Source organism: Aeromonas salmonicida subsp. salmonicida, assembly GCF_001643305.1.
Lineage (GTDB): Bacteria > Pseudomonadota > Gammaproteobacteria > Enterobacterales > Aeromonadaceae > Aeromonas > Aeromonas salmonicida.
Map to the genome: position 1 here is coordinate 1 of NZ_LSGW01000051.1, position 19,326 is coordinate 19,326.

Sequence of the window (19,326 nt, forward strand, 5' to 3'; positions counted from 1 at the left end):
ATCCCAGTAACGACCACCAGATCAAAAAGCCCGCAACGATGCGGGCTTTTTTTATGGTCGTTTGTCATCAGGTTCTCAAGCGGTCCAGCTGGGTTGCCAGTGCAGTTGAGGCCTGCTCCAGCTCTTCGCTCAAGCGATGGCTGGCACTGGCCTCCTGGCCAATGGTGGTGGCGGCATCACCAATGCGCATAAGGTTCTGGTTAATATCGTCGCTGACCGCACTCTGCTGCTCGGCGGCGGTGGCCACCTGGCTGATGTGATCGTGGATCTGCTGGATCTGGGCGACCACCCGGTTGAGGGCCTCGAATGCCTGTTCCGTGCCCTCGACCGTACTGGCCGAGCGGGTGATGCCGGTACTCATCAGTTGCTGGCTGCTGCTCACCTCGGTTTGCAGACTGCCGATGAGCTGGCCTATCTCGTCGGTGGACTCCCGGGTCTTGTTGGCAAGGGCCCGTACTTCGTCTGCCACCACCGCAAAACCTCGTCCCATGTCTCCCGCCCGCGCTGCCTCTATGGCGGCGTTCAGTGCCAGCAGGTTGGTCTGCTCGGCAATGGCCCGGATCACATCCAGAATGCGGCTGATATTGGTGCTGCGCTGGGCTACCAGCGCCACCGCCTTGTCAGCCTGATGCATGTCTTCAACCAGGGTATGGATCTCGTTGCGGGCATTGCTCAGGGTCTGCTGGGCGGTATTGATGTGATGGGTGGCTGCTTCTGACTCCTGGGCGGCCTGTTCCGCGTAACCCGCCACGCTGACCGCAGTGGTGCTCATCTGGTGCATGGCGCTGACCACGCTCTCCAGTTCTATGCTCTGCTCATCCAGACTGGTGCGCATGGTGTCGGCCGTCTGCTTCATGCCCTGTGCCTGCTGGTGTACCTGCTGGCCTATCAGTTTGCTGCCCTGCACCATGCCGCGCAGCTTGCCGAGAAAGGCATTGAGATGTCCTGCCAGCTCGATCAGCTCCTGGTGGGTGTCGATCTGCATCTGCTGGGTCAAATCTCCCTCGTTGCTGGAGAGGTGGGAGACATGGCGGCTGATGAGCGACAAGGGGGCCGTGATGGTCTGGATGAACCAGATGAGCAGGCCCAGTGCCAGCAGGGTGATGAGGGTCACTGTGATCAGCTGTTGGCGCTGGGCCGCCTGCATCAGATCCCCCAGCTGAGTGCTGATAGTGTTGGCCTGACTCAGTGCCAGCGCCTTGGGTACCTTGATCAGCAGCCACCATTGGGTATCGGCCGCCTCGATCCGCACCGGTTGTTGCAGGATGAAGTCGGTATCGGTATCCAGGGTTTGTCCTGTGGGGGTGCTCAGACCGACCTCCGTCAGCGGACGGCCCAGCTTGTCGGCATGGCGGTTGCTGCCGACGATGAGACCCATCTTGCTGACCAGGGTTACGTCGGCCTGGTTGTCATACAGGCTTTTACCCAGGCTTTCTGCCAGTTGCTGGAAAATGGGCAAGTTCATGTCGACACCGGTTATGCCAACGAACTTGCCCTCCTTGAGGATGGGTACCGTCAGGCTGGTCATCAGCATCTGGTTGCCCGGGCTTATCTCGTAGAGATAGGGTTCCATCAGGCAGGGGCGACGAGTATCCCGGCCGCACAGGTACCATTCGCTGTTGCGAATGCCGAATTCGTTGACCGAGGTGTCGTATTTGGCCTCGCTGGCGGCAGCGTCCACTTGCTGTTGCGAGACCTGGCCACCCTGATCCCGGACGAAGTAGATCTCCAGACTGCCCTTATCGGGCACTGAGTGGGATGCGCCGGACTGCCAGCTGGCATCCTGGCCATCGGCTTCAAATTGGGCATAAATGGAGCTGATCCCGCTCGCCTGCTGCCCTCGAGCTGGGCGGCGATCCCCAGCGGCACCTGATAGGACTGTTGCAACAGGGCCCCTATTTGTACTGCGTAACGCTCGGCCTGGAACTGCAGAGTGCGAGAGACCTCCTGCTCCAGCGCACTGCGGGTCTGGGCCATTATGTCGCTGCGCAGGGATTGCAAGGAGGAGGATTGCATCAGTGTCATGGCCAGTCCACTGGACAGAAAGAGGCCCATGGTGAGCAACAGCAGCTTGGTTTTGAGAGAGCGTTGTTTCATTCGACAACTCCTTTTGGCAAGAATGACAACGAATTACTTGAGTATATTCGGACACTTGCGTATCACCGGATTTGTTGATGGGTTTGTGGCCGGCTTCTGGTTATAATTTTTGCCTTTCCGAGCCTTGATGGAACAGTCGCAATGAGCAATGCACTGAGCAATATCCCTCCGGTGGTCGAGATGGACTACCCGTTCCCGGTCAAACCGGCCCCGCTGACCGCCGAGCAGAAAACGACCCTGATCGCAGACATCAAGGCACTGCTGAAAGAGCGTCAGGCCGTGCTGGTTGCCCACTACTACACGGATCCCGAGATCCAGGCGCTGGCCGAGGCCAGTGGCGGTTTCGTCGGTGACTCTCTCGAGATGGCCCGCTTTGGTCGGGATCATGCCGCGCAGACCCTGATCGTCGCCGGGGTGCGCTTCATGGGGGAGACCTCCAAGATCCTGAGCCCTCACAAGCGGGTACTGATGCCGACCCTGGAGGCCGAGTGTTCCCTCGATTTGGGTTGTCCCATCGATAAATTCTCGGCCTTCTGCGATGCCCACCCCGACCACATAGTGGTGGTCTATGCCAATACCTCGGCGGCGGTGAAGGCACGGGCGGACTGGGTGGTGACGTCCAGCATTGCGCTTGAGATAGTCGAACACCTCGACAGCCAGGGCCACAAGATCATCTGGGGCCCGGACAGGCACCTCGGTGCCTATATCGAGAAGAAGACGGGGGCCCAGATGCTGCGCTGGCAGGGCCACTGCATCGTCCATGACGAATTCAAGGCCAAGGCCCTGCGCGAGCTCAAGGAGCAGAACCCGGATGCGGCCGTGCTGGTGCACCCGGAATCTCCGGCTTCCGTCATCGAGCTGGCCGATGCGGTGGGCTCCACCAGTCAGCTGATCAAGGCGGCCAAAGAGCTGCCCCAGCAGAAGCTGATAGTGGCGACCGATCGCGGCATCTTCTACAAGATGCAGCAGGCTTGTCCGGACAAGGAGATGGTCGAGGCGCCGACCGGTGGCGATGGTGCCACCTGCCGTAGCTGCGCCCACTGTCCCTGGATGGCGATGAACGGCCTGGTGGCGATCAAGGAGGCGTTGACCGATGGCGCCGAGCGTCACGAGATCCTGGTGGATGAAGCCCTGCGGGTGAAGGCACTGATCCCGCTGGATCGCATGCTGGACTTCGCTGCGGAACTCAAGCTAAAGACTCGGGGTAACGCCTGAGTGCGCGAAGAGTTGAATAGAAAGGCTGAATAGAAGAGGGCACCCGTTGGGGTGCCCTCTTTCGTTATGGGGTTCGCGAAGACGAAGATCAGATGATCACGGTAGAGAGGCTGTGCTCCTCATCCGGCGCGATAACGACGCCAGCCTCGGCCGTGATGGCCGCTTCGACGCAGAGCATGGTGCGGTAGCCATCGTTGCTCATGTCCGCCATGGCGGTGCCCCCTTCCAGCCAGGGGGTCCAGACCACGACGCTGTCGTTGTTGCCGCTCACCACTTTAGTGGTGCGATCGCCGTCCTTGACCATCACCATGGCCTCGGCTTGGTGGTAGACCCGATCAATGGCAGCTGTGAGCGTCAGAGCGCCCTGCTGCTGCCCATCCTGACCGGTCAGCTTGTCAGCATAAGGCTCACCCAGCCCGGTCACGCTGACAGCCTCTGGGGCGCTTATCTGCAGATAGGTGTGCAAGGCGGCATTATAGACGACGGCGGCTTTACCCGTATTGCGGGTAGTCAGCACCAGCGAGAGTTCCTTGCCTATCAGCACGTCCAGTTCCAGCTCGAAAGGGTGCGGCCAGAGGGCACGGGTTGACTCATTGTCACGCAGAGAGAGATGTACCAGGGTGCCATCGCCGTGATCGGAGACGCCGTCCAGGGTCCAGAGGGTGGTGCGGGCGAAGCCGTGGGACGGTTTGCCGCTGCCAACGCGGGCTGGCGCCGGGCCAAACCAGGGCCAGCAGACGGGGATACCGCCGCGGATGGGCTTGCTGCCATCCAGCACTGCCTTGTCGCTGAGCCAGATCGAGGCGGGTTCGCCGTGACGCTGGTAGCGCAACACATGGGCGCCAAACAGGCTGATCTCGGCCTTGGCATCGCCATTGTCGATGGTGAGCAGAGGTTGGCCAGCCGCGTTGTGGCTGAGGGTACAGTGGGCAGTCAGAGAGCGTATCGGTTGCATGAGGACTCCTGTGCTCGCGCACATTCAGAAGAGAGGGTCGGAAAATCCAGGGGCCGAAATACAAAAAGGCGGCCAATGGCCGCCTTTTTCAAGCTACTTGATTGCGCATCCCAAATTACTTGGAGATGTGAGCGATCAGGTCCAGAACTTTGCTGGAGTAGCCCATTTCGTTGTCGTACCAGGATACAACTTTAACGAATTTGTCGTTCAGTGCGATACCAGCCTTGGCATCGAACACGGAAGTCTGACGCTCACCCAGGAAGTCAGTGGAGACCACTTGATCTTCGGTGTAGCCCAGCACACCCTTCATGGAGCCTTCAGAGGCTGCTTTCATGGCTGCACAGATTTCGGCGTAGGTAGCGGCTTTCTTCAGGTTGACGGTCAGGTCAACAACGGACACGTCCGGAGTCGGTACGCGGAAGGCCATACCGGTCAGCTTGCCGTTCAGTTCCGGGATAACAACGCCAACAGCTTTGGCAGCACCGGTAGAGGACGGGATGATGTTCTGAGCCGCACCGCGGCCACCGCGCCAGTCTTTGGCAGACGGACCATCAACGGTCTTCTGGGTAGCAGTGGTTGCGTGGACAGTGGTCATCAGGCCGGATTCGATACCGAAGGTATCGTTCAGAACCTTGGCGATCGGAGCCAGGCAGTTGGTGGTGCAGGAAGCGTTGGAAACGATGTCCTGGCCAGCGTAGGTAGCGTCGTTGACACCCATGACGAACATAGGAGTGGCGTCTTTGGACGGGCCAGTCAGAACGACTTTCTTGGCGCCGGCAGCGATGTGCTTGCGAGCAGTTGCGTCGTCCAGGAACAGACCGGTGGCTTCGGCAACAACGTCAACACCGATGGCATCCCATTTCAGGTTGGCCGGGTCACGCTCAGCGGTAACACGTACGGTTTTGCCGTTAACAACCAGGTTGCCGTCTTTAACTTCAACGGTACCGTTGAAACGACCGTGAGTTGAATCGTACTTCAGCATGTAAGCCATGTAGTCAACGTCGATCAGGTCGTTGATGCCAACCACTTCGATGTCAGCACGCTCAGCGGCCAGACGGAACACGAAACGACCGATGCGGCCAAAACCGTTAATACCTACTTTGATAGTCATATTTGGTTACCTAACTGTTCAGTAGTCAAAGAAAATTCCGTTTGTAAATTTACTAGAACTCCCCTGTGAGTCAACCAACAATCTGTCTGAAATTGCGCTATATCATGAAAAACTGTGAAATTTATTTTCTGTTTATGTAACTGACTACCAGTTTTTGTCGAAATAACTATCTATTGGTCAGCGTCACAGAGATCAACAATAGTGCCTGCTCTGTCACACAACCAGCCCGGCAGATGTGTAAAAATGTGCGCGGTTTAGCATGGCCACAGAGCCACTGTTCAAGTACCACCCATAAAAATTAATCAAAATAGTATAGATAGAATCCACAGCGGGAATTCTCAAACTATGACCACCCTGATTGAACAGCTGGCTGCCGCCAAAGGTATCGCCAGCGAGTATGTTGATGCCTGGGGCCACCCGGCCCAGGTATCCGAAGAGAGCAAGTCTGCCATGCTGGGCGCCATGGGTTACCGCGTCGATGACGAGGCCGCCCTGACCGAGCAGTTGGAAGAGGAGCACCGTCAGCACTGGCTGCGCGCGCTGGATCCCGTCATGGTGGTCCGCAGCGGTGAGCCCATCACCCTTGAAGTCCGTCTGCCCATCGATTTTGTCAATGACGCCCTTACCTGGCAGCTTGCGCTGGAGCAGGGGACTGTGTTGTCCGGCCAAATCACCCCCATTGAGGGTGAGCTGGTTGGCGTGGCTGAATTCGAAGAGATGGAGTGCCAGGCCTACCAGGTCGCGCTGGATGTACAGCCAGCGCTTGGCTATCACCAGCTGACCTTGCTGGAGGAGGGTAATGATGAGCCGCTCGCCAGTATGCGTCTTATCGTGGCACCCAAAGCTTGCTACAAGCAGGCTCCCATTGCCGATGGCCGCAAGGTGTGGGGGCCGAGCGTGCAGCTCTACTGCCTGCGCAGCCGTCACAACTGGGGGATCGGTGATTTCAGCGATCTCGGCCAACTGGTCGAGAAAGCGGCCGCCTGGGGCGCCCACTTCGTGGGCCTGAACCCCATTCATGCCCTCTATCCGGCCAACCCCGAGAGTGCCAGCCCTTACAGCCCCTCTTCCCGTCGCTGGCTCAATGTGGCCTATATCAACGTGGAAGCCGTGCCCGAGTTTCTGGCCAACGATCACCTCAAGGCCGAAGTGGCCAATCCGGCCTTCCAGCAGCACCTGAACGAGCTGCGTGCCAAGAGTAACGTGGATTACACCGGCGTTATCCAGACCAAGATCGGCATGCTGCGTCAGGTGTTCGATGAAGCCAGCTTCAGTACCGAGCGTCAGGCCGATTTCGATGCCTTCGTGGCGGCCGGTGGTGACAGTCTGCAACAGCAGGCGGCGTTTGATGCCCTGCAGGCCCACTTCTATGCCAAGGGCGAAAATGCCTGGGGCTGGCCGGTATGGCCGGAAGAGTTGCGGGATTACCACAACCCCGAGGTGGCTGCCTGGATGGCCGCGCACAGCCAGGATGTGAACTTCTATTTCTACTTGCAGTTCCTGGCCGATGAGCAGCTGGCGCAAGCCGATGCTCGCGCCAAGGCCGCTGGTATGGTGATGGGGATCTATCGGGATCTGGCGGTCGGCGTCTCCGAAGGCTCCACCGAGATCTGGGCCAACCGGGATCTCTACTGCCCGAAAGCCTCGGTCGGTGCACCGCCTGACATTCTGGGCCCGCTTGGCCAGAACTGGGGCCTGCCCCCCATGAACCCGAACCAGCTGTTTGAAGCTGCCTATCAGCCCATGGTGGATCTGTTCCGTGCCAACATGCGCTCCTGCGGCGCGCTGCGCATCGACCATGTAATGGCCTTGCTGCGCCTGTGGTGGGTGCCGCCCGGAGAGTCTGCCGCCAAGGGGGCCTACATTTATTATCCGGTCAACGACCTGCTGGGGATCCTGGCGCTCGAATCCCACCGCAATCAGTGCCTGCTGATCGGTGAAGACCTGGGGACTGTGCCGGAAGGCATAGACGTCACGCTCAAAGAGAACGGGGTTCACTCCTACAAGGTGTTCTTCTTCGAGCGATCCAAGGCCGATGGCGGTTTCATATCTCCCGCTCACTACACCGAGCAGGCGATGTCGGCCCTGACCACCCACGACATGCCGACCCTGAAGGGCTTCTGGCATTGCGATGATCTGGCGCTGGGTCGCGAGTTGGGATTGTATCCGGATGAAGACGTTCTCAAGACACTGTATGCTGATCGCCATCAGGCCAAGCAGCGGATCCTCGACAGCCTGCACGCCCATGGGGTCATCTCTGACGACATCAGCCATGACGTGAACTGGGTCGGCATGAATACCGAGCTCAACCATGGTCTGCAACTGCATATGTCCCGCGGCAGCTGCGCCCTGTTCAGTACCCAGCTGGAAGACTGGCTGGAGATGGACAAGCCGGTCAACGTGCCGGGAACCAGTTACGAATACCCCAACTGGCGTCGCAAGCTGTCCACCGATCTGGAGGATATTTTTGCCAATGAAGCGCTCAAGGCGCTGGCAGGCAAGATGAGCCAGGCCCGTGATGAGGCCAGTCGTTGAGCCACTGCCGACAAAACGTGACTCACTTACATCCGCTTCGGCCCTGGCCGGAGCGGATGCTCAGCTATGAAAGGAAATCTCGATGCTCGTTGAACGTTTGGTTGCTGCCCGCTGTGCCGATCCCTTCTCTCATTTAGGCCTGCAGGCCAATCCGGATGGGCCTGGCCTCAAACTGACCGCCTGGTTGCCGGATGCCCTTGAGGTGCGCGTCAAGGATCTCAAGTCGGGCAAAGTTGTTGCCACTCTGGCACCCACCGATGAATCGGGCCTTTTTGAAACTGTTTTCACCCGCCGTAAAAATCCCTTTCCCTATCAGCTGCTTGCCAGCTACCCCGATGCCAGTACTGAATTTGTCGACCCCTACCAGTTTCAGGATGCGGGTTGGGCCGGTCTGGCAGAACTGACCTCCCAGCCGGAAAACATCTACCACACGCTTGGCGCACAACTGCGCACCGTGGAGCACCTTGGCGTGCGGGTGGAGGGGGTGCGCTTTGCCGTCTATGCGCCGAGCGCCACCGCTGTGAGCCTGATCGGTGATTTCAACTTCTGGGACGGCCGTCGTCACCCCATGCAGCGCAGCCAGTGCGGTCACTGGGTGTTGTTCGTGCCGGGCCTCAAGGCCGGGGATCGCTACAAGTTTGAACTCAAGGATCCTGCCGGTCATCGTCTGCCTCACAAGAGTGACCCTGTCGGTTTCTACTGCGAACAGTATCCGTCGTTCGCCTCAGTGGTGTATGACCACGATCAATACCAGTGGCAAGATGCCGCCTGGATTGCCAGCCAGCACAATGACAAGCGGGATCAGCCCCTCTCCATCTATGAACTGCATGTCGGCTCCTGGAAGCGTCACTCCAACGGCGACAGCCTGAGCTGGCGCGAGCTGGCGGTGGATCTGGTGGCCTACATCAAGGAGATGGAGTACACCCATATTGAATTGCTGCCGGTCTCCGAGCATCCGTTCAGCGGTTCCTGGGGCTATCAGCCGGTGGGCATGTTCTCTCCTACCAGCCGTTACGGCAGTGCCGATGACTTCAAATATTTCGTGGATCAGTGCCACCAGGCCGGCATAGGCGTCATCCTGGACTGGGTGCCGGCTCACTTCCCGTCCGATGCCCACGGTCTGGCCCGTTTCGACGGCACGCAGCTCTATGAGTACGAAGATCCGCGCCGTGGCTGGCACCCGGACTGGAACTCCTACATCTACGACTTTGGCCGTAATACGGTGCGCCAGTTCCTGGTGGCGAGCGCCCTGTTCTGGCTCGACAAGTTCCACATCGACGGCCTGCGGGTGGATGCGGTCGCCTCCATGCTCTATCTGGATTACTCGCGCAATGCCGGCGAGTGGGTGCCAAACGTCGACGGTGGCAACCACAACTACGAGGCGATCAGCCTGCTGAAGTGGACCAACGAAGAGGTGTACGGCAAGTATCCCCACGCCATGACCATAGCCGAAGAGTCCACCGCCTTTGCCGGAGTGTCTCGTCCCACTTTCCTCGGTGGCCTCGGTTTTGGCTTCAAGTGGAATATGGGCTGGATGCACGACACCCTCACTTACATGCAGAAAGAGCCTATTCACCGCCGCTATCACCACAACGACATGACTTTCTCCATGGTTTACCACTATGACGAGAACTTCATCCTGTCGCTCTCCCACGATGAGGTGGTGCACGGCAAGCACTCCATGCTCTACAAGATGCCCGGCGACGAGTGGCAGCAATCGGCCAACTTGCGCGCCTACATGGGCTTCATGTATGCCCACCCGGGCAAGAAGCTCAACTTCATGGGCACCGAAATCGCCCAGAGCAACGAATGGAACCACGATGCCCAGCTGCCCTGGCACCTGCTGCAGTATCCCAAGCACGGCGGTCAGCAGCGCCTGATCCGCGATCTCAACCACCTCTACCGTCATGAAGCTGCCTTGTATCAGGCCGATTATGAGCAGACCGGTTTCCGCTGGCTGGATCACAACGACGCCGACAACAGTGTCTTTGCCTGGCTGCGGGCCGACAAGCAGGGGGCCCACCCGATCATGGTGGCCTGCAACTTCACGCCTGTACCGCGCATCGCCTATCGACTCGGGGTGCCTGCCGCCGGCAATTACCGCGTGGTGCTCAACACGGATAGCGAGCATTACTGGGGCAGCAACTATGATGTGGGTCTGGTCTTCGTCGCCGAGCCAACCCCCTGGCAGGGATTGGGGCACAGCATAGTGCTGGATCTGCCGCCGCTCGCGACCTTGTTCATCAAACAGGAGTCTTGATGTTTGCAATGGAAAAGGGGCAGGACCACCCGCTGGGGGGCCTGCTCGATGAGACGGGTTGTCACTTCTGCGTCTGGGCCCCCCAATCGGACATGGTAGAGCTCTGCCTGTTCGACGAGCAGGAGCAGGAGCTGGTCCGGCTGGCATTGCCCGGCCGGCGCGGCCAATATCGCTTCGGCTATGTGCGCGGCGTCAAGGCCGGTCAGCGTTACGGTTATCGGGTACATGGTGCGCCCCAGGAGGGGATGCTGTTCGATCCGCAAAAGCTGCTGATCGACCCCTATGCCAGGGCGCTCAGCCGGGCGACTCATTGGGATGACAAACTGTATGAGGGCGACAGCGCCGCCATGGTGGCCAAGTCAGTGGTGGTGGATGACGCCTTCGACTGGCAGGGGGTCGGCAAGCCGGGCATAGAGCCTGCGCGTACCGTCATCTACGAAACCCACGTCAAGGGGTTCACCCGCCAGCATCAGGGGGTGCCGAGCGAACTGCGCGGCACCTACCTTGGCATCTGCCATCCGGTGATCATCGAGCACTTGAAGTCCCTCGGCGTTACCTCTGTCCAGCTGATGCCGGTGGCGGCCTTCATGTCCGAGCCCAGGCTCGAGCAGCTGGGGCTCACCAACTACTGGGGCTACAACCCCATCGCTTTCTTTGCCCCCGAGCCGCGCTACAGCGCGGGGGAGGCGGTGACCGAGTTCAAGACCATGGTGCGCGAGCTGCACAGGGCCGGGCTCGAAGTGATACTGGACGTGGTCTACAACCACACCGCCGAATCCGGTTTCGATGGCCCCACGTTGTCATTCAAGGGCTTTGACAATGCGGGCTACTATGCCTTCGAGGCGGGGGCTCACGGCCCCGACTACAGTCGCCATGCCAACGTCACCGGCTGCGGCAACAGCGTCAATCTGGATCACCCCAACAGCCTGCGGCTGGTGCTGGATGCCCTGCGTTACTGGGTCACGGAGATGCAGGTGGATGGTTTTCGCTTCGACCTTGCCGTCACCCTGGCGCGGGAGGCGGGGGAGTTCGATCCCATGGGGGCCTTCTTCAAGGCCATGATGGCGGATCCCGTGCTGGCGCGAGTGAAACTCATTGCCGAGTCCTGGGACATTGGGCCGTTCGGCTATCGCCTCGGTCAGTTCCCGAGCCAGTGGCTGGAGATCAACGACCGTTACCGCGACACGGTGCGCGCCTTCTGGCGCGGCGATGCCGGCAAGATGGGGGATTTTGCCACCCGGCTGGTGGGCTCGCGGGATCTCTTCCCGAAGAACTGGCGCGCTCCCCATACCAGCGTCAACTACCTCTGCTATCACGACGGTTTCACCCTGGAGGATCTGGTCTCCTACAACCAGCGCCACAACCAGGCCAATGGCGAGGATAACCGGGACGGTCATGGCAACAACCTCTCCAACAACCATGGGGTAGAGGGGCCGACCCTGGATCCCCGTGTCAACAACCTGCGTCAGCAGCAGAAGCGCAACCTGATCGCCACCCTGCTGCTCTCCCAGGGCACGCCGCACTTCCTGGCCGGGGACGAGATGGGCCGCAGCCAGCTGGGCAACAACAACGCCTATTGCCAGGACAACCAGATCAGCTGGGTCAACTGGCAGTGGCGGCCGGAGGATGAGCGCCTGCTCGCCTTCACCCAGCAGATGATGGCCCTGCGGGCGGAGTCCTCCGTCTTTGCCAACCTGCAACTGAGCGATGACAGCTGGAACGGGGCTCCCACCAGCTGCCATCAGGTCAACTGGTATCACCCGGATGGCCATCAGCTGACGGATCAGGATTGGCACGCCCCCATGGGACAGGCGTTTGCCATGGACATCGGCATGCAGCAGTGCGAAGGGGAGCGCTGGTATGTGCTGTTCAACGCCAGCGACTACGATATCCAGTTCCGTCTGCCGCCACCGGGGGAGGGGCTGGAGTGGATCCAGACCATAGACACGGCCACCAATGACGGCCTGCCCTTCCTGCCCGATGACATCAAGCGGCAGGTGGCGGTTGGCCGAGCCCACTCCCTCAAGTTGCTGGAGCGGGTTTCATTGCCGGCGGTTGCCTTGGCCAAAGAGGAGGTCGCCATTACACCGGATGTTGCCACCGTGTTGCCAACGGGATCACAGTTCCCGCTGGCGGGGTAGAGCAAAGCGGCCTGACTGGGTATGCTGGGCGCCGTGATTAATGGCAAGGAGTCGGTATGAGCAACAACAATCCCGAGCAGTGGCGCAACAAGCTGAGTTCGGAACAGTTTCGCGTCTGCTGGGAGAAAGGCACCGAGCAGCCCTACAGCGGTGCCTTGCTCCACAACCGCAAGAGTGGTGACTATCTCTGCGTCTGTTGCAAGAGCATGCTGTTTCACTCGGATGCCAAGTTTGACTCCGGCTGCGGCTGGCCCTCGTTCGATCGAGCCATCGAAGGCACAGTGACCTACACAGAAGACAGCAGCCACGGCATGAAGCGGGTGGAGATCACCTGCAGCCAGTGCGGCTCCCATCTGGGTCACGTCTTCCCCGACGGACCGACCGAGACAGGCCAGCGTTACTGCGTCAACAGCCTGAGTCTGGATTTCGACCCGGACGCCTGACGGGCTCGTCCACTGATATGAAAAACGGCGCCTCTGGTAACAGAGGCGCCGTTTTTTTGTCCTTACCACCGCCGCATTGCCGGAGGCCTGTCTGGGCCAGACCTGGGGTTATCCGGCATTCGGTAGCGGGCACCACGAGCCCACAGGTTGGCTCACGTTATGCCATCAGGCAAGTTTGAAGGCCTGAATATGGGTATCCAGCGTCTGGCTGTGATGTTCCACCAGCTCGGAGGCTTCCTGCAGCTCCCGCAGTACCACCACTGAACCCTCCACGACTTGTTTTACCTGCTCCAGATTGCCGCTCATCTCCTCGGCCACCGAGCTCTGTTGCTCGGAGGCGGCCGCGATCTGGCGATTCATGTCCGCCACACCCTGTACCCGCTGCACTATGGTGGCGAGCTGATCGCCGGCCTGGGTCACCTGCTCCACCCCCTTGTCGGCCTGTTGCACGCTCTGGGCCATCAACTCGGCAGCCTGATGGGCATTGCCCTGCAACTGCTCGATCATCTTCTGGATCTCGACGGTGGCCGCCTGGGCCCGGTTGGCCAGCTCGCGCACCTCGGAGGCGACCACGGCAAAGCCGCGACCCGCTTCGCCGGCACGGGCGGCCTCGATGGCGGCGTTGAGGGCCAACAGGTTGGTCTGCTCCGAAATGCTGCGAATGGTATCCACCACTGAGCCTATCTGCTCGACCCCCTGCTCCACCTGATTGACCACGTTGGAGGAGCGCTGGATGTTGCCGGAGAGGGTATCTATGGTGTTGACGGTCGCAGCCACGCAGCGGCTGCCCTCTTCGGCCAGCAGGCTGGTTTCGGCGGTGGCATGGGAAGCTTGTTCCGCATGAGCGGCCACCTCGCGGATGGCACCCACCATCTGGCTCATGGCGCTGGCCAGTTGTTCTATCTGGGTGAACTCTTCGTTGATGGCCTCGTTGGCCTCTTCCATGCAAAGGGTGACCTGGGAGGCGATGTCATTGAGCTCCTTGCAGGCGACGCGCTGGGTGCCGAACACTTCCTTGAGGTTCTCCTGTGAGTGGGCCACGGCCTTGGCGATGTCGCCGAACTCATCACGAGACTTGAGCAGCACTTTGTGGCTCAGATCCTTGCGGGCGAAACGCTCAAGCAGGCCCACCAGATAGTGCACCTGCTTGACCATGAGGCGGGAGCCGGTCAGCAACAACACGACGAAGACGATGCCCATCACGGCGGTTTCCATCACGCCGCTCCAGAGCAGGCGATCGGCAATGGCGTTTGCCTTGTCCGCGTCTATGCCCTCACTCAGCAGTGTGGTTTCCAGATTGCTGGCATCGAACCAGAGCTTGGCCAGCAGCAGCACAGTACTGAACACCATGAGCAGTACCACTTTGGGTACCAGCCGGATATTGCTCATTCGCCTCTCCAGCGGGTTTAACTGCATAATTTTTCTCCTTTTAATGACCGGTTTTCCTTTGCCCTCAGGACTATCGGCATTATCTTCCTTTTTATTAATTCGCACCGTGCCTAAAGTAGGAAAATGTATGCGACATCACTCTTCTGGCCTGAGATCCATGGATCTGCTCATGGCCCTGCTCTCCATCGTCTCAGTGGTACTGGTGGGATTCCGCTGGCTGGGGGCTCGCTACTTCACTCCCGAGACGCTCTCCCTCTTTTATGATCTGGACAGTTTGATCTGCTACGTCTTCCTCGCCCATTTCACCTATGGCTGGTTCCGTGCAAGTGACAAGCGAGCCTTCTTCAAGGCGAACTGGTTCTATCTGCCGGGCAGTCTGCCCATGGTGGAGCAGTTGCGCTGGGCCAGGCTGATCCAGCTCTACCGGGTGATCCAGCTGCTGCGCAGCAACCCGGACCTGCTCGCTATAGTGCGCAGGGGGCGAAACGAGAGCCGTCTGGCCGGGATACTGCTGATCTTTTTCCTGCAAATCGGGGTGGGCACGGCACTCATCTACTGGATCGAGGGAGACAGACCCGGCAGCCAGATCCACAACGCCTATGACGCCTTTTGGTGGACCCTGGTGACGCTTTCTACCATCGGTTACGGTGACATAGTGCCGCAAACCGAGGAGGGGCGTTTCGTCGCCAGCCTGATGATCATCTTCGGGGTCGGTCTGTTCAGCGCCCTGAGCGGCTTCATGGCCAGCCTGTTCCTGCAACACGGGCGGGGTGACAACGAACTGGAAAAGTGGCGCCATCAACAGAGTGCGCAGCAGGATCTGCTGCTTCAGGAGCTGCGTGCCCTGCGCGAAGAGGTGAAGGCACTGAAACAGAAATAGCCTGCGACGTCCGGAATGGTCGCGTGAGTGAGGGGCAAGTTGCGAGTCAGCTCTCAGCTCGGGGGGAAGCGCTTTTCTTTGCTTGTCCTTTGACCCGCTGGCGGCTTAACATTCGGCCTGTCACCTAACCAAAAGAAGAGAACCGATCGACCATGCGCGCCCTTCTCGGGATCCTTATCTGCTTGTGTGCCCAACAGGCACTGGCCGACACCCGTTATGTCTCAGACAACATCTTTACCTTCATCCACAATGGTCCGGGTACCCAGTTCCGGATCCTCGGCAGCGTCAAGGCGGGTGAACCGCTGGAAGTAAAGGCGGTGAACAACGAAGCCGGTTTCACCCAGGTGGTGGACGGTCGTGGCCGTGAAGGCTGGATCAAGAACGCCGAGCTGCAGGGCGAGATCAGCCTGCGCGAGCGTCTGCCCCAGGTCCAGCAAGAGCTGGAAGATCTCAAGGCTCGCCTGCAGAACCTCAACGGTGACAATGAAAAACGCTTCACCGAGAAGGATGGCAAGATCGCCGAGCAGAGCAAGGAGATCGACAGCCTGAAGGCCCAGCTTGCCAGCCAGAGCGAGGAGATGGGTAACCTCAAGGAGCAGAACGAGGCCCTGACCCGCAGCTATGACAACAAGGAGCACGACATGCAGATGGACTGGTTCATCCGCGGTGGTGCCATGGTGGGTGGCGGCATCCTGCTTGGCATACTGTTGCCCATGCTGCCCCGCCGCCGCAGTCGCGGTGAACGCTGGATGAACTGACGGTTCCTGTCGGTCGGATGAAGAGGGGTCGCAATAGCGGCCCCTCTTTTTTGCCTCGCATAAAATTGTATACAAAATAAGGCGATAAACTTGTCTGTCTCGCCGTCTCCTGGTCTGAATACAGGCTAAATTTGCCAGTCAGCTATTTTTGTTAATAGCAGGCAACAATTTCATTTCATCTATGGGTGGATATTGTATACATTATCGGCGTTTCGGCAGCACGACCGCCTTCGTCGATATAGCCTGCGGGCGTACAGGAAGACCCCCTATGTTCAAAGCTACTCAAGTGCTTGCTGCTGACTACATTCCCTCCGATCTGGCCGCTTTGCGCGAAGCCATCACCCAGAATTACGTTGTGGATGAAAACGCCTATCTGGCGGAGCTTTCCGCCATGTTGCCGGGGGATGGGGCCTCGCTGGAGCAGGTGACCCAGCGCGCCCGCGCCCTGGTCACCAAGGTACGCAAGGAGAGTGGTTCGGGAGATGGCATCGATGCCTTCTTGCAGGAGTACAGCCTGGATACCCAGGAGGGGATCATACTGATGTGCCTGGCAGAGGCTCTGCTGCGCATCCCCGATGCAGAGACCGCCGACGCCCTCATCAAGGACAAGCTCTCCGGCGCCAACTGGTCCTCCCATTTTCGCAAGAGCGACTCCACCCTGGTCAATGCCTCCACCTGGGGCCTGATGCTGACCGGCAAGATCATCAAGCTGGACAAGAAGCTGGACGGCAATCCGGCCAACATGCTGGGACGCATGGTCAACAAGCTCGGCGAGCCTGTGGTGCGCTCCGCCATGTATGCCGCCATGAAGATAATGGGCAAGCAGTTCGTGCTGGGGCGCGACATGAAAGAGGCCCTCAAGGCGAGCCGCAAGTCCCGCGAGAAGGGTTACACCCATACCTATGACATGTTGGGGGAGTCAGCCCTGACCCTGGCCGATGCGGACAAGTATTTCGGCGACTACCAGCGCGCCATCGAGGCGGTCGGCAATGAGCGTATCAGCGACGGCGGCCCGGCGCCCTCCATTTCCATCAAGCTGTCGGCGCTCCATCCGCGCTATGACGTGGCGAACCGTGAGCGGGTGCTCGGCGAAATGAGCGAGCGGCTGGTGGGTCTGGTGCGCCTGGCCCGCGACAAGGATGTGGCCATCAGCATCGATGCCGAGGAGATGGACCGCCTCGAGCTGTCACTGGATCTCTTCGAGCAGCTCTACCGCTCTGACGCCAATCGTGGCTGGGGCAAGCTCGGCATGGTAGTGCAGGCTTATTCCAAGCGCGCTCTGCCGGTGCTCTGCTGGCTGACGGCGCTGGCCCGGGAGCAGGGGGACCTGATCCCGGTGCGGCTGGTGAAGGGCGCCTACTGGGACAGCGAGCTGAAATATGCCCAGCAGGCTGGCCTGCCCGGCTACCCGCTCTTTACCCGCAAGGCGGGTACCGACATATCCTATCTGGCCTGCGCCCGCTATCTGCTGAGCGAGCCGACCCGTGGTTTCATCTCTCCCCAGTTTGCGACCCACAACGCCAATACCGTGGTCTGCATTCTGGAAATGGCCGGTGATCGCCAGTTTGAGTTCCAGCGCCTGCACGGCATGGGGGAGGAGTTGCACAATGCAGTGCTGAACGACCATCCCGGCCTGCACTGCCGCATCTATGCCCCGGTCGGTGCCCACAAGGATCTGCTGCCCTATCTGGTACGTCGCCTGCTGGAAAACGGGGCCAACACCTCCTTCGTTCACAAGCTGGTGGACCCGAACACCCCGGTGGATTCACTGGCCGAACACCCGCTGCGCACCCTCAAGCGCTACACCAGTCTGGCCAACGATCGCATTCCACAGCCGGTGAATCTGTTCAGCGACCGCAAGAACTCCAGCGGCGTCAACATGAATATCGTCTCCATCCAGCGTCCCTTCTTCGCCCGTTTGAAAGAGCTGGAGAGCAAGCAGTGGCTGGCGGGCCCCATCGTTGATGGCGAAACCCTCAAGCGCAGCGAAGCTCGCACAGTGCTGAGTCCGCAGGATGTGAGCCAGCTGGTGGGCAAGATCCACTGGGCCGATGCACAGGCGGTAGAGCAGGCGCTGGCCTCGGCTCATGCCGCCTTCCCGCGCTGGCGCGAGACGCCGGTAAGCGTGCGTGCCGCTGCGCTGGAAAAGCTGGCAGATCTGCTGGAAGCCAACCGCGAGCAGTTCATCTCGCTCTGTACTCGCGAGGCGGGCAAGCTATTGCAGGATGGGATCGACGAGGTGCGCGAGGCGGTGGACTTCTGCCGTTACTACGCGCTGCAGGCCCGTGGTTTGATGGGACAGGCGACCCTGCTGCCCGGCTACACCGGCGAGCAGAACGAGCTGTTCCTGCAGGGCCGGGGCGTATTCGTCTGCATCAGCCCGTGGAACTTCCCGCTGGCCATTTTCCTCGGGCAAGTCGCGGCGGCGCTGGCCACCGGCAATACCGTCATCGCCAAACCGGCGGAGCAGACCGGCCTCATCGCCCATCTGGCGGTGACCCTGGCTCATCAGGCCGGCATCCCGGGTGATGTGCTGCAACTGCTGCCGGGCGATGGCGCCACAGTGGGGGCCAAGCTGACGGCGGATGCCCGCATTGGCGGCGTCTGTTTCACCGGCTCAACCGAGACCGCCAAGCTCATCAACCTGACACTGGCCCAGCGTGATGGCGCCATACTGCCGCTCATCGCCGAGACAGGCGGCCAGAACGCCATGATAGTCGACTCCACCGCTCTGCCGGAGCAGGTGGTGCGCGACGTGGTGAGCGCCGCCTTCCAGAGTGCCGGTCAGCGTTGCTCAGCCTTGCGGGTACTCTACCTGCAGGAGGAGATAGCGCCGCGGGTGCTGGAGATCCTGACCGGCGCCCTGCAGGAGCTGAAAGTGGGCAATCCGGCCGAGCACAACACGGACGTGGGGCCCGTCATCGACGCCGAGGCCAAGGCCGGGCTGGATGCGCACCTGGCGCACATGATCCCGCGCTCACGTCTGATCGCTCAAGCCCCCATGCCATCCGCGACGCTGGCGGGTCACTTCGTGCAGCCGACGGCGCTGGAGATTGGCTCCATCCGTGAGCTGGTGAAGGAGCAGTTCGGTCCCATCCTCCATGTGGTGCGCTACGCTGCCCGTGAGCTGGACAAGGTGATTGCGGATATCAACGGCACCGGCTACGGTCTGACGCTGGGGATCCACAGCCGCAACGAATCCCACGCCGAGGAGCTGGCCAGCCGCATCAACGTGGGCAACGTCTACATCAACCGCAACCAGATCGGCGCCATGGTCGGGGTGCAGCCTTTTGGTGGTCAGGGCCTCTCCGGCACAGGCCCCAAGGCGGGCGGTCCCCACTACCTCGGCCGCTTCGTCACCGAGAAGACCCGCACCATCAACACCACTGCGGTGGGCGGCAATGCCTCCCTGCTGGCGATGGGCGATGCCTGATTGACGTTTTGAGGTCTTTGCATCAAGGCTGCCTGCGGGCAGCCTTTTTCTTGACCGTGGAGTGGGGTGGATCCGCCATCTTGGGGTCGCCAAGGTGCCTGTCCGGCCG

The 19,326-nt window shown here is 60.2% G+C and carries 11 protein-coding genes and 1 pseudogene; 8 read left to right on the forward strand and 4 right to left on the reverse strand.

What is annotated here, in order from left to right:
• Nucleotides 1–67 precede the first annotated feature (67 nt).
• A pseudogene (locus AXW79_RS08150) lies at nucleotides 68–2,097 on the reverse strand (methyl-accepting chemotaxis protein).
• 141 nt (nucleotides 2,098–2,238) lie between these two features.
• Between AXW79_RS08150 and nadA the strand changes: the two are divergent.
• The gene (gene nadA / locus AXW79_RS08155; RefSeq protein WP_005313257.1) at nucleotides 2,239–3,312 is read left to right on the forward strand and encodes a quinolinate synthase NadA; all 1,074 of its coding nucleotides are present in this window, start codon (nucleotides 2,239–2,241) and stop codon (nucleotides 3,310–3,312) included.
• An 88-nt stretch (nucleotides 3,313–3,400) separates the two neighbouring features.
• Here nadA and AXW79_RS08160 read toward each other — a convergent pair whose 3' ends face one another.
• Both AXW79_RS08160 and gap read right to left on the reverse strand, forming a co-directional pair.
• A complete protein-coding gene (locus AXW79_RS08160) occupies nucleotides 3,401–4,267 on the reverse strand; it encodes a D-hexose-6-phosphate mutarotase (protein WP_005313254.1) in 867 nt (288 codons plus the stop codon).
• Nucleotides 4,268–4,382: 115 nt separating this feature from the next.
• Nucleotides 4,383–5,378, reverse strand: a complete 996-nt coding sequence (gene gap, locus AXW79_RS08165) for a type I glyceraldehyde-3-phosphate dehydrogenase (RefSeq protein ID WP_005313250.1) — start codon at nucleotides 5,376–5,378, stop codon at nucleotides 4,383–4,385.
• 345 nt (nucleotides 5,379–5,723) lie between these two features.
• Between gap and malQ the strand changes: the two genes are divergently transcribed.
• The 4 genes from malQ to msrB all read left to right on the forward strand — a co-directional run bounded on the left by malQ (nucleotide 5,724) and on the right by msrB (nucleotide 12,757).
• Nucleotides 5,724–7,913, forward strand: a complete 2,190-nt coding sequence (malQ, locus tag AXW79_RS08170; RefSeq protein ID WP_005313246.1) for a 4-alpha-glucanotransferase — start codon at nucleotides 5,724–5,726, stop codon at nucleotides 7,911–7,913.
• Between the two features lie 82 nt (nucleotides 7,914–7,995).
• Entirely contained in the window at nucleotides 7,996–10,173 is a 2,178-nt protein-coding gene (gene glgB, locus AXW79_RS08175) for a 1,4-alpha-glucan branching protein GlgB (RefSeq protein WP_005313243.1), read from the forward strand.
• Complete coding sequence (gene glgX, locus AXW79_RS08180; RefSeq protein ID WP_043151115.1) at nucleotides 10,173–12,314, forward strand: glycogen debranching protein GlgX; 2,142 nt, start codon at nucleotides 10,173–10,175, stop codon at nucleotides 12,312–12,314. The genes glgB and glgX overlap by 1 nt, the downstream gene beginning before the upstream one ends.
• Nucleotides 12,315–12,370: 56 nt before the next feature.
• Complete coding sequence (gene msrB / locus AXW79_RS08185) at nucleotides 12,371–12,757, forward strand: peptide-methionine (R)-S-oxide reductase MsrB (protein ID WP_005313238.1); 387 nt, start codon at nucleotides 12,371–12,373, stop codon at nucleotides 12,755–12,757.
• 165 nt (nucleotides 12,758–12,922) lie between these two features.
• Here msrB and AXW79_RS08190 read toward each other — a convergent pair whose 3' ends face one another.
• Complete coding sequence (locus tag AXW79_RS08190) at nucleotides 12,923–14,173, reverse strand: methyl-accepting chemotaxis protein (RefSeq protein ID WP_034523776.1); 1,251 nt, start codon at nucleotides 14,171–14,173, stop codon at nucleotides 12,923–12,925.
• 100 nt (nucleotides 14,174–14,273) lie between these two features.
• Between AXW79_RS08190 and AXW79_RS08195 the strand changes: the two genes are divergently transcribed.
• The 3 genes from AXW79_RS08195 (at nucleotide 14,274) to putA (ending at nucleotide 19,217) form a co-directional block, all read left to right on the forward strand.
• Entirely contained in the window at nucleotides 14,274–15,026 is a 753-nt protein-coding gene (locus AXW79_RS08195) for a potassium channel family protein (RefSeq protein WP_005313232.1), read from the forward strand.
• Nucleotides 15,027–15,178: 152 nt separating this feature from the next.
• Entirely contained in the window at nucleotides 15,179–15,784 is a 606-nt protein-coding gene (locus AXW79_RS08200; RefSeq protein WP_005313229.1) for a TIGR04211 family SH3 domain-containing protein, read from the forward strand.
• A 268-nt stretch (nucleotides 15,785–16,052) separates the two neighbouring features.
• The gene (gene putA / locus AXW79_RS08205) at nucleotides 16,053–19,217 is read left to right on the forward strand and encodes a bifunctional proline dehydrogenase/L-glutamate gamma-semialdehyde dehydrogenase PutA (protein WP_005313226.1); all 3,165 of its coding nucleotides are present in this window, start codon (nucleotides 16,053–16,055) and stop codon (nucleotides 19,215–19,217) included.
• Nucleotides 19,218–19,326 lie beyond the last annotated feature (109 nt).

Bases quoted from the DNA above. Each gene is read 5' to 3' on its own strand.
- AXW79_RS08160 (WP_005313254.1), bottom strand. From the start codon at position 4,267: ATGCAACCGATACGCTCTCTGACTGCCCACTGTACCCTCAGCCACAAC.
- AXW79_RS08195 (WP_005313232.1), top strand. From the start codon at position 14,274: ATGCGACATCACTCTTCTGGCCTGAGATCCATGGATCTGCTCATGGCC.
- glgX (WP_043151115.1), top strand. From the start codon at position 10,173: ATGTTTGCAATGGAAAAGGGGCAGGACCACCCGCTGGGGGGCCTGCTC.
- gap (WP_005313250.1), bottom strand. From the start codon at position 5,378: ATGACTATCAAAGTAGGTATTAACGGTTTTGGCCGCATCGGTCGTTTC.
- AXW79_RS08200 (WP_005313229.1), top strand. From the start codon at position 15,179: ATGCGCGCCCTTCTCGGGATCCTTATCTGCTTGTGTGCCCAACAGGCA.
- glgB (WP_005313243.1), top strand. From the start codon at position 7,996: ATGCTCGTTGAACGTTTGGTTGCTGCCCGCTGTGCCGATCCCTTCTCT.
- putA (WP_005313226.1), top strand. From the start codon at position 16,053: ATGTTCAAAGCTACTCAAGTGCTTGCTGCTGACTACATTCCCTCCGAT.
- msrB (WP_005313238.1), top strand. From the start codon at position 12,371: ATGAGCAACAACAATCCCGAGCAGTGGCGCAACAAGCTGAGTTCGGAA.
- AXW79_RS08190 (WP_034523776.1), bottom strand. From the start codon at position 14,173: ATGCAGTTAAACCCGCTGGAGAGGCGAATGAGCAATATCCGGCTGGTA.
- nadA (WP_005313257.1), top strand. From the start codon at position 2,239: ATGAGCAATGCACTGAGCAATATCCCTCCGGTGGTCGAGATGGACTAC.
- malQ (WP_005313246.1), top strand. From the start codon at position 5,724: ATGACCACCCTGATTGAACAGCTGGCTGCCGCCAAAGGTATCGCCAGC.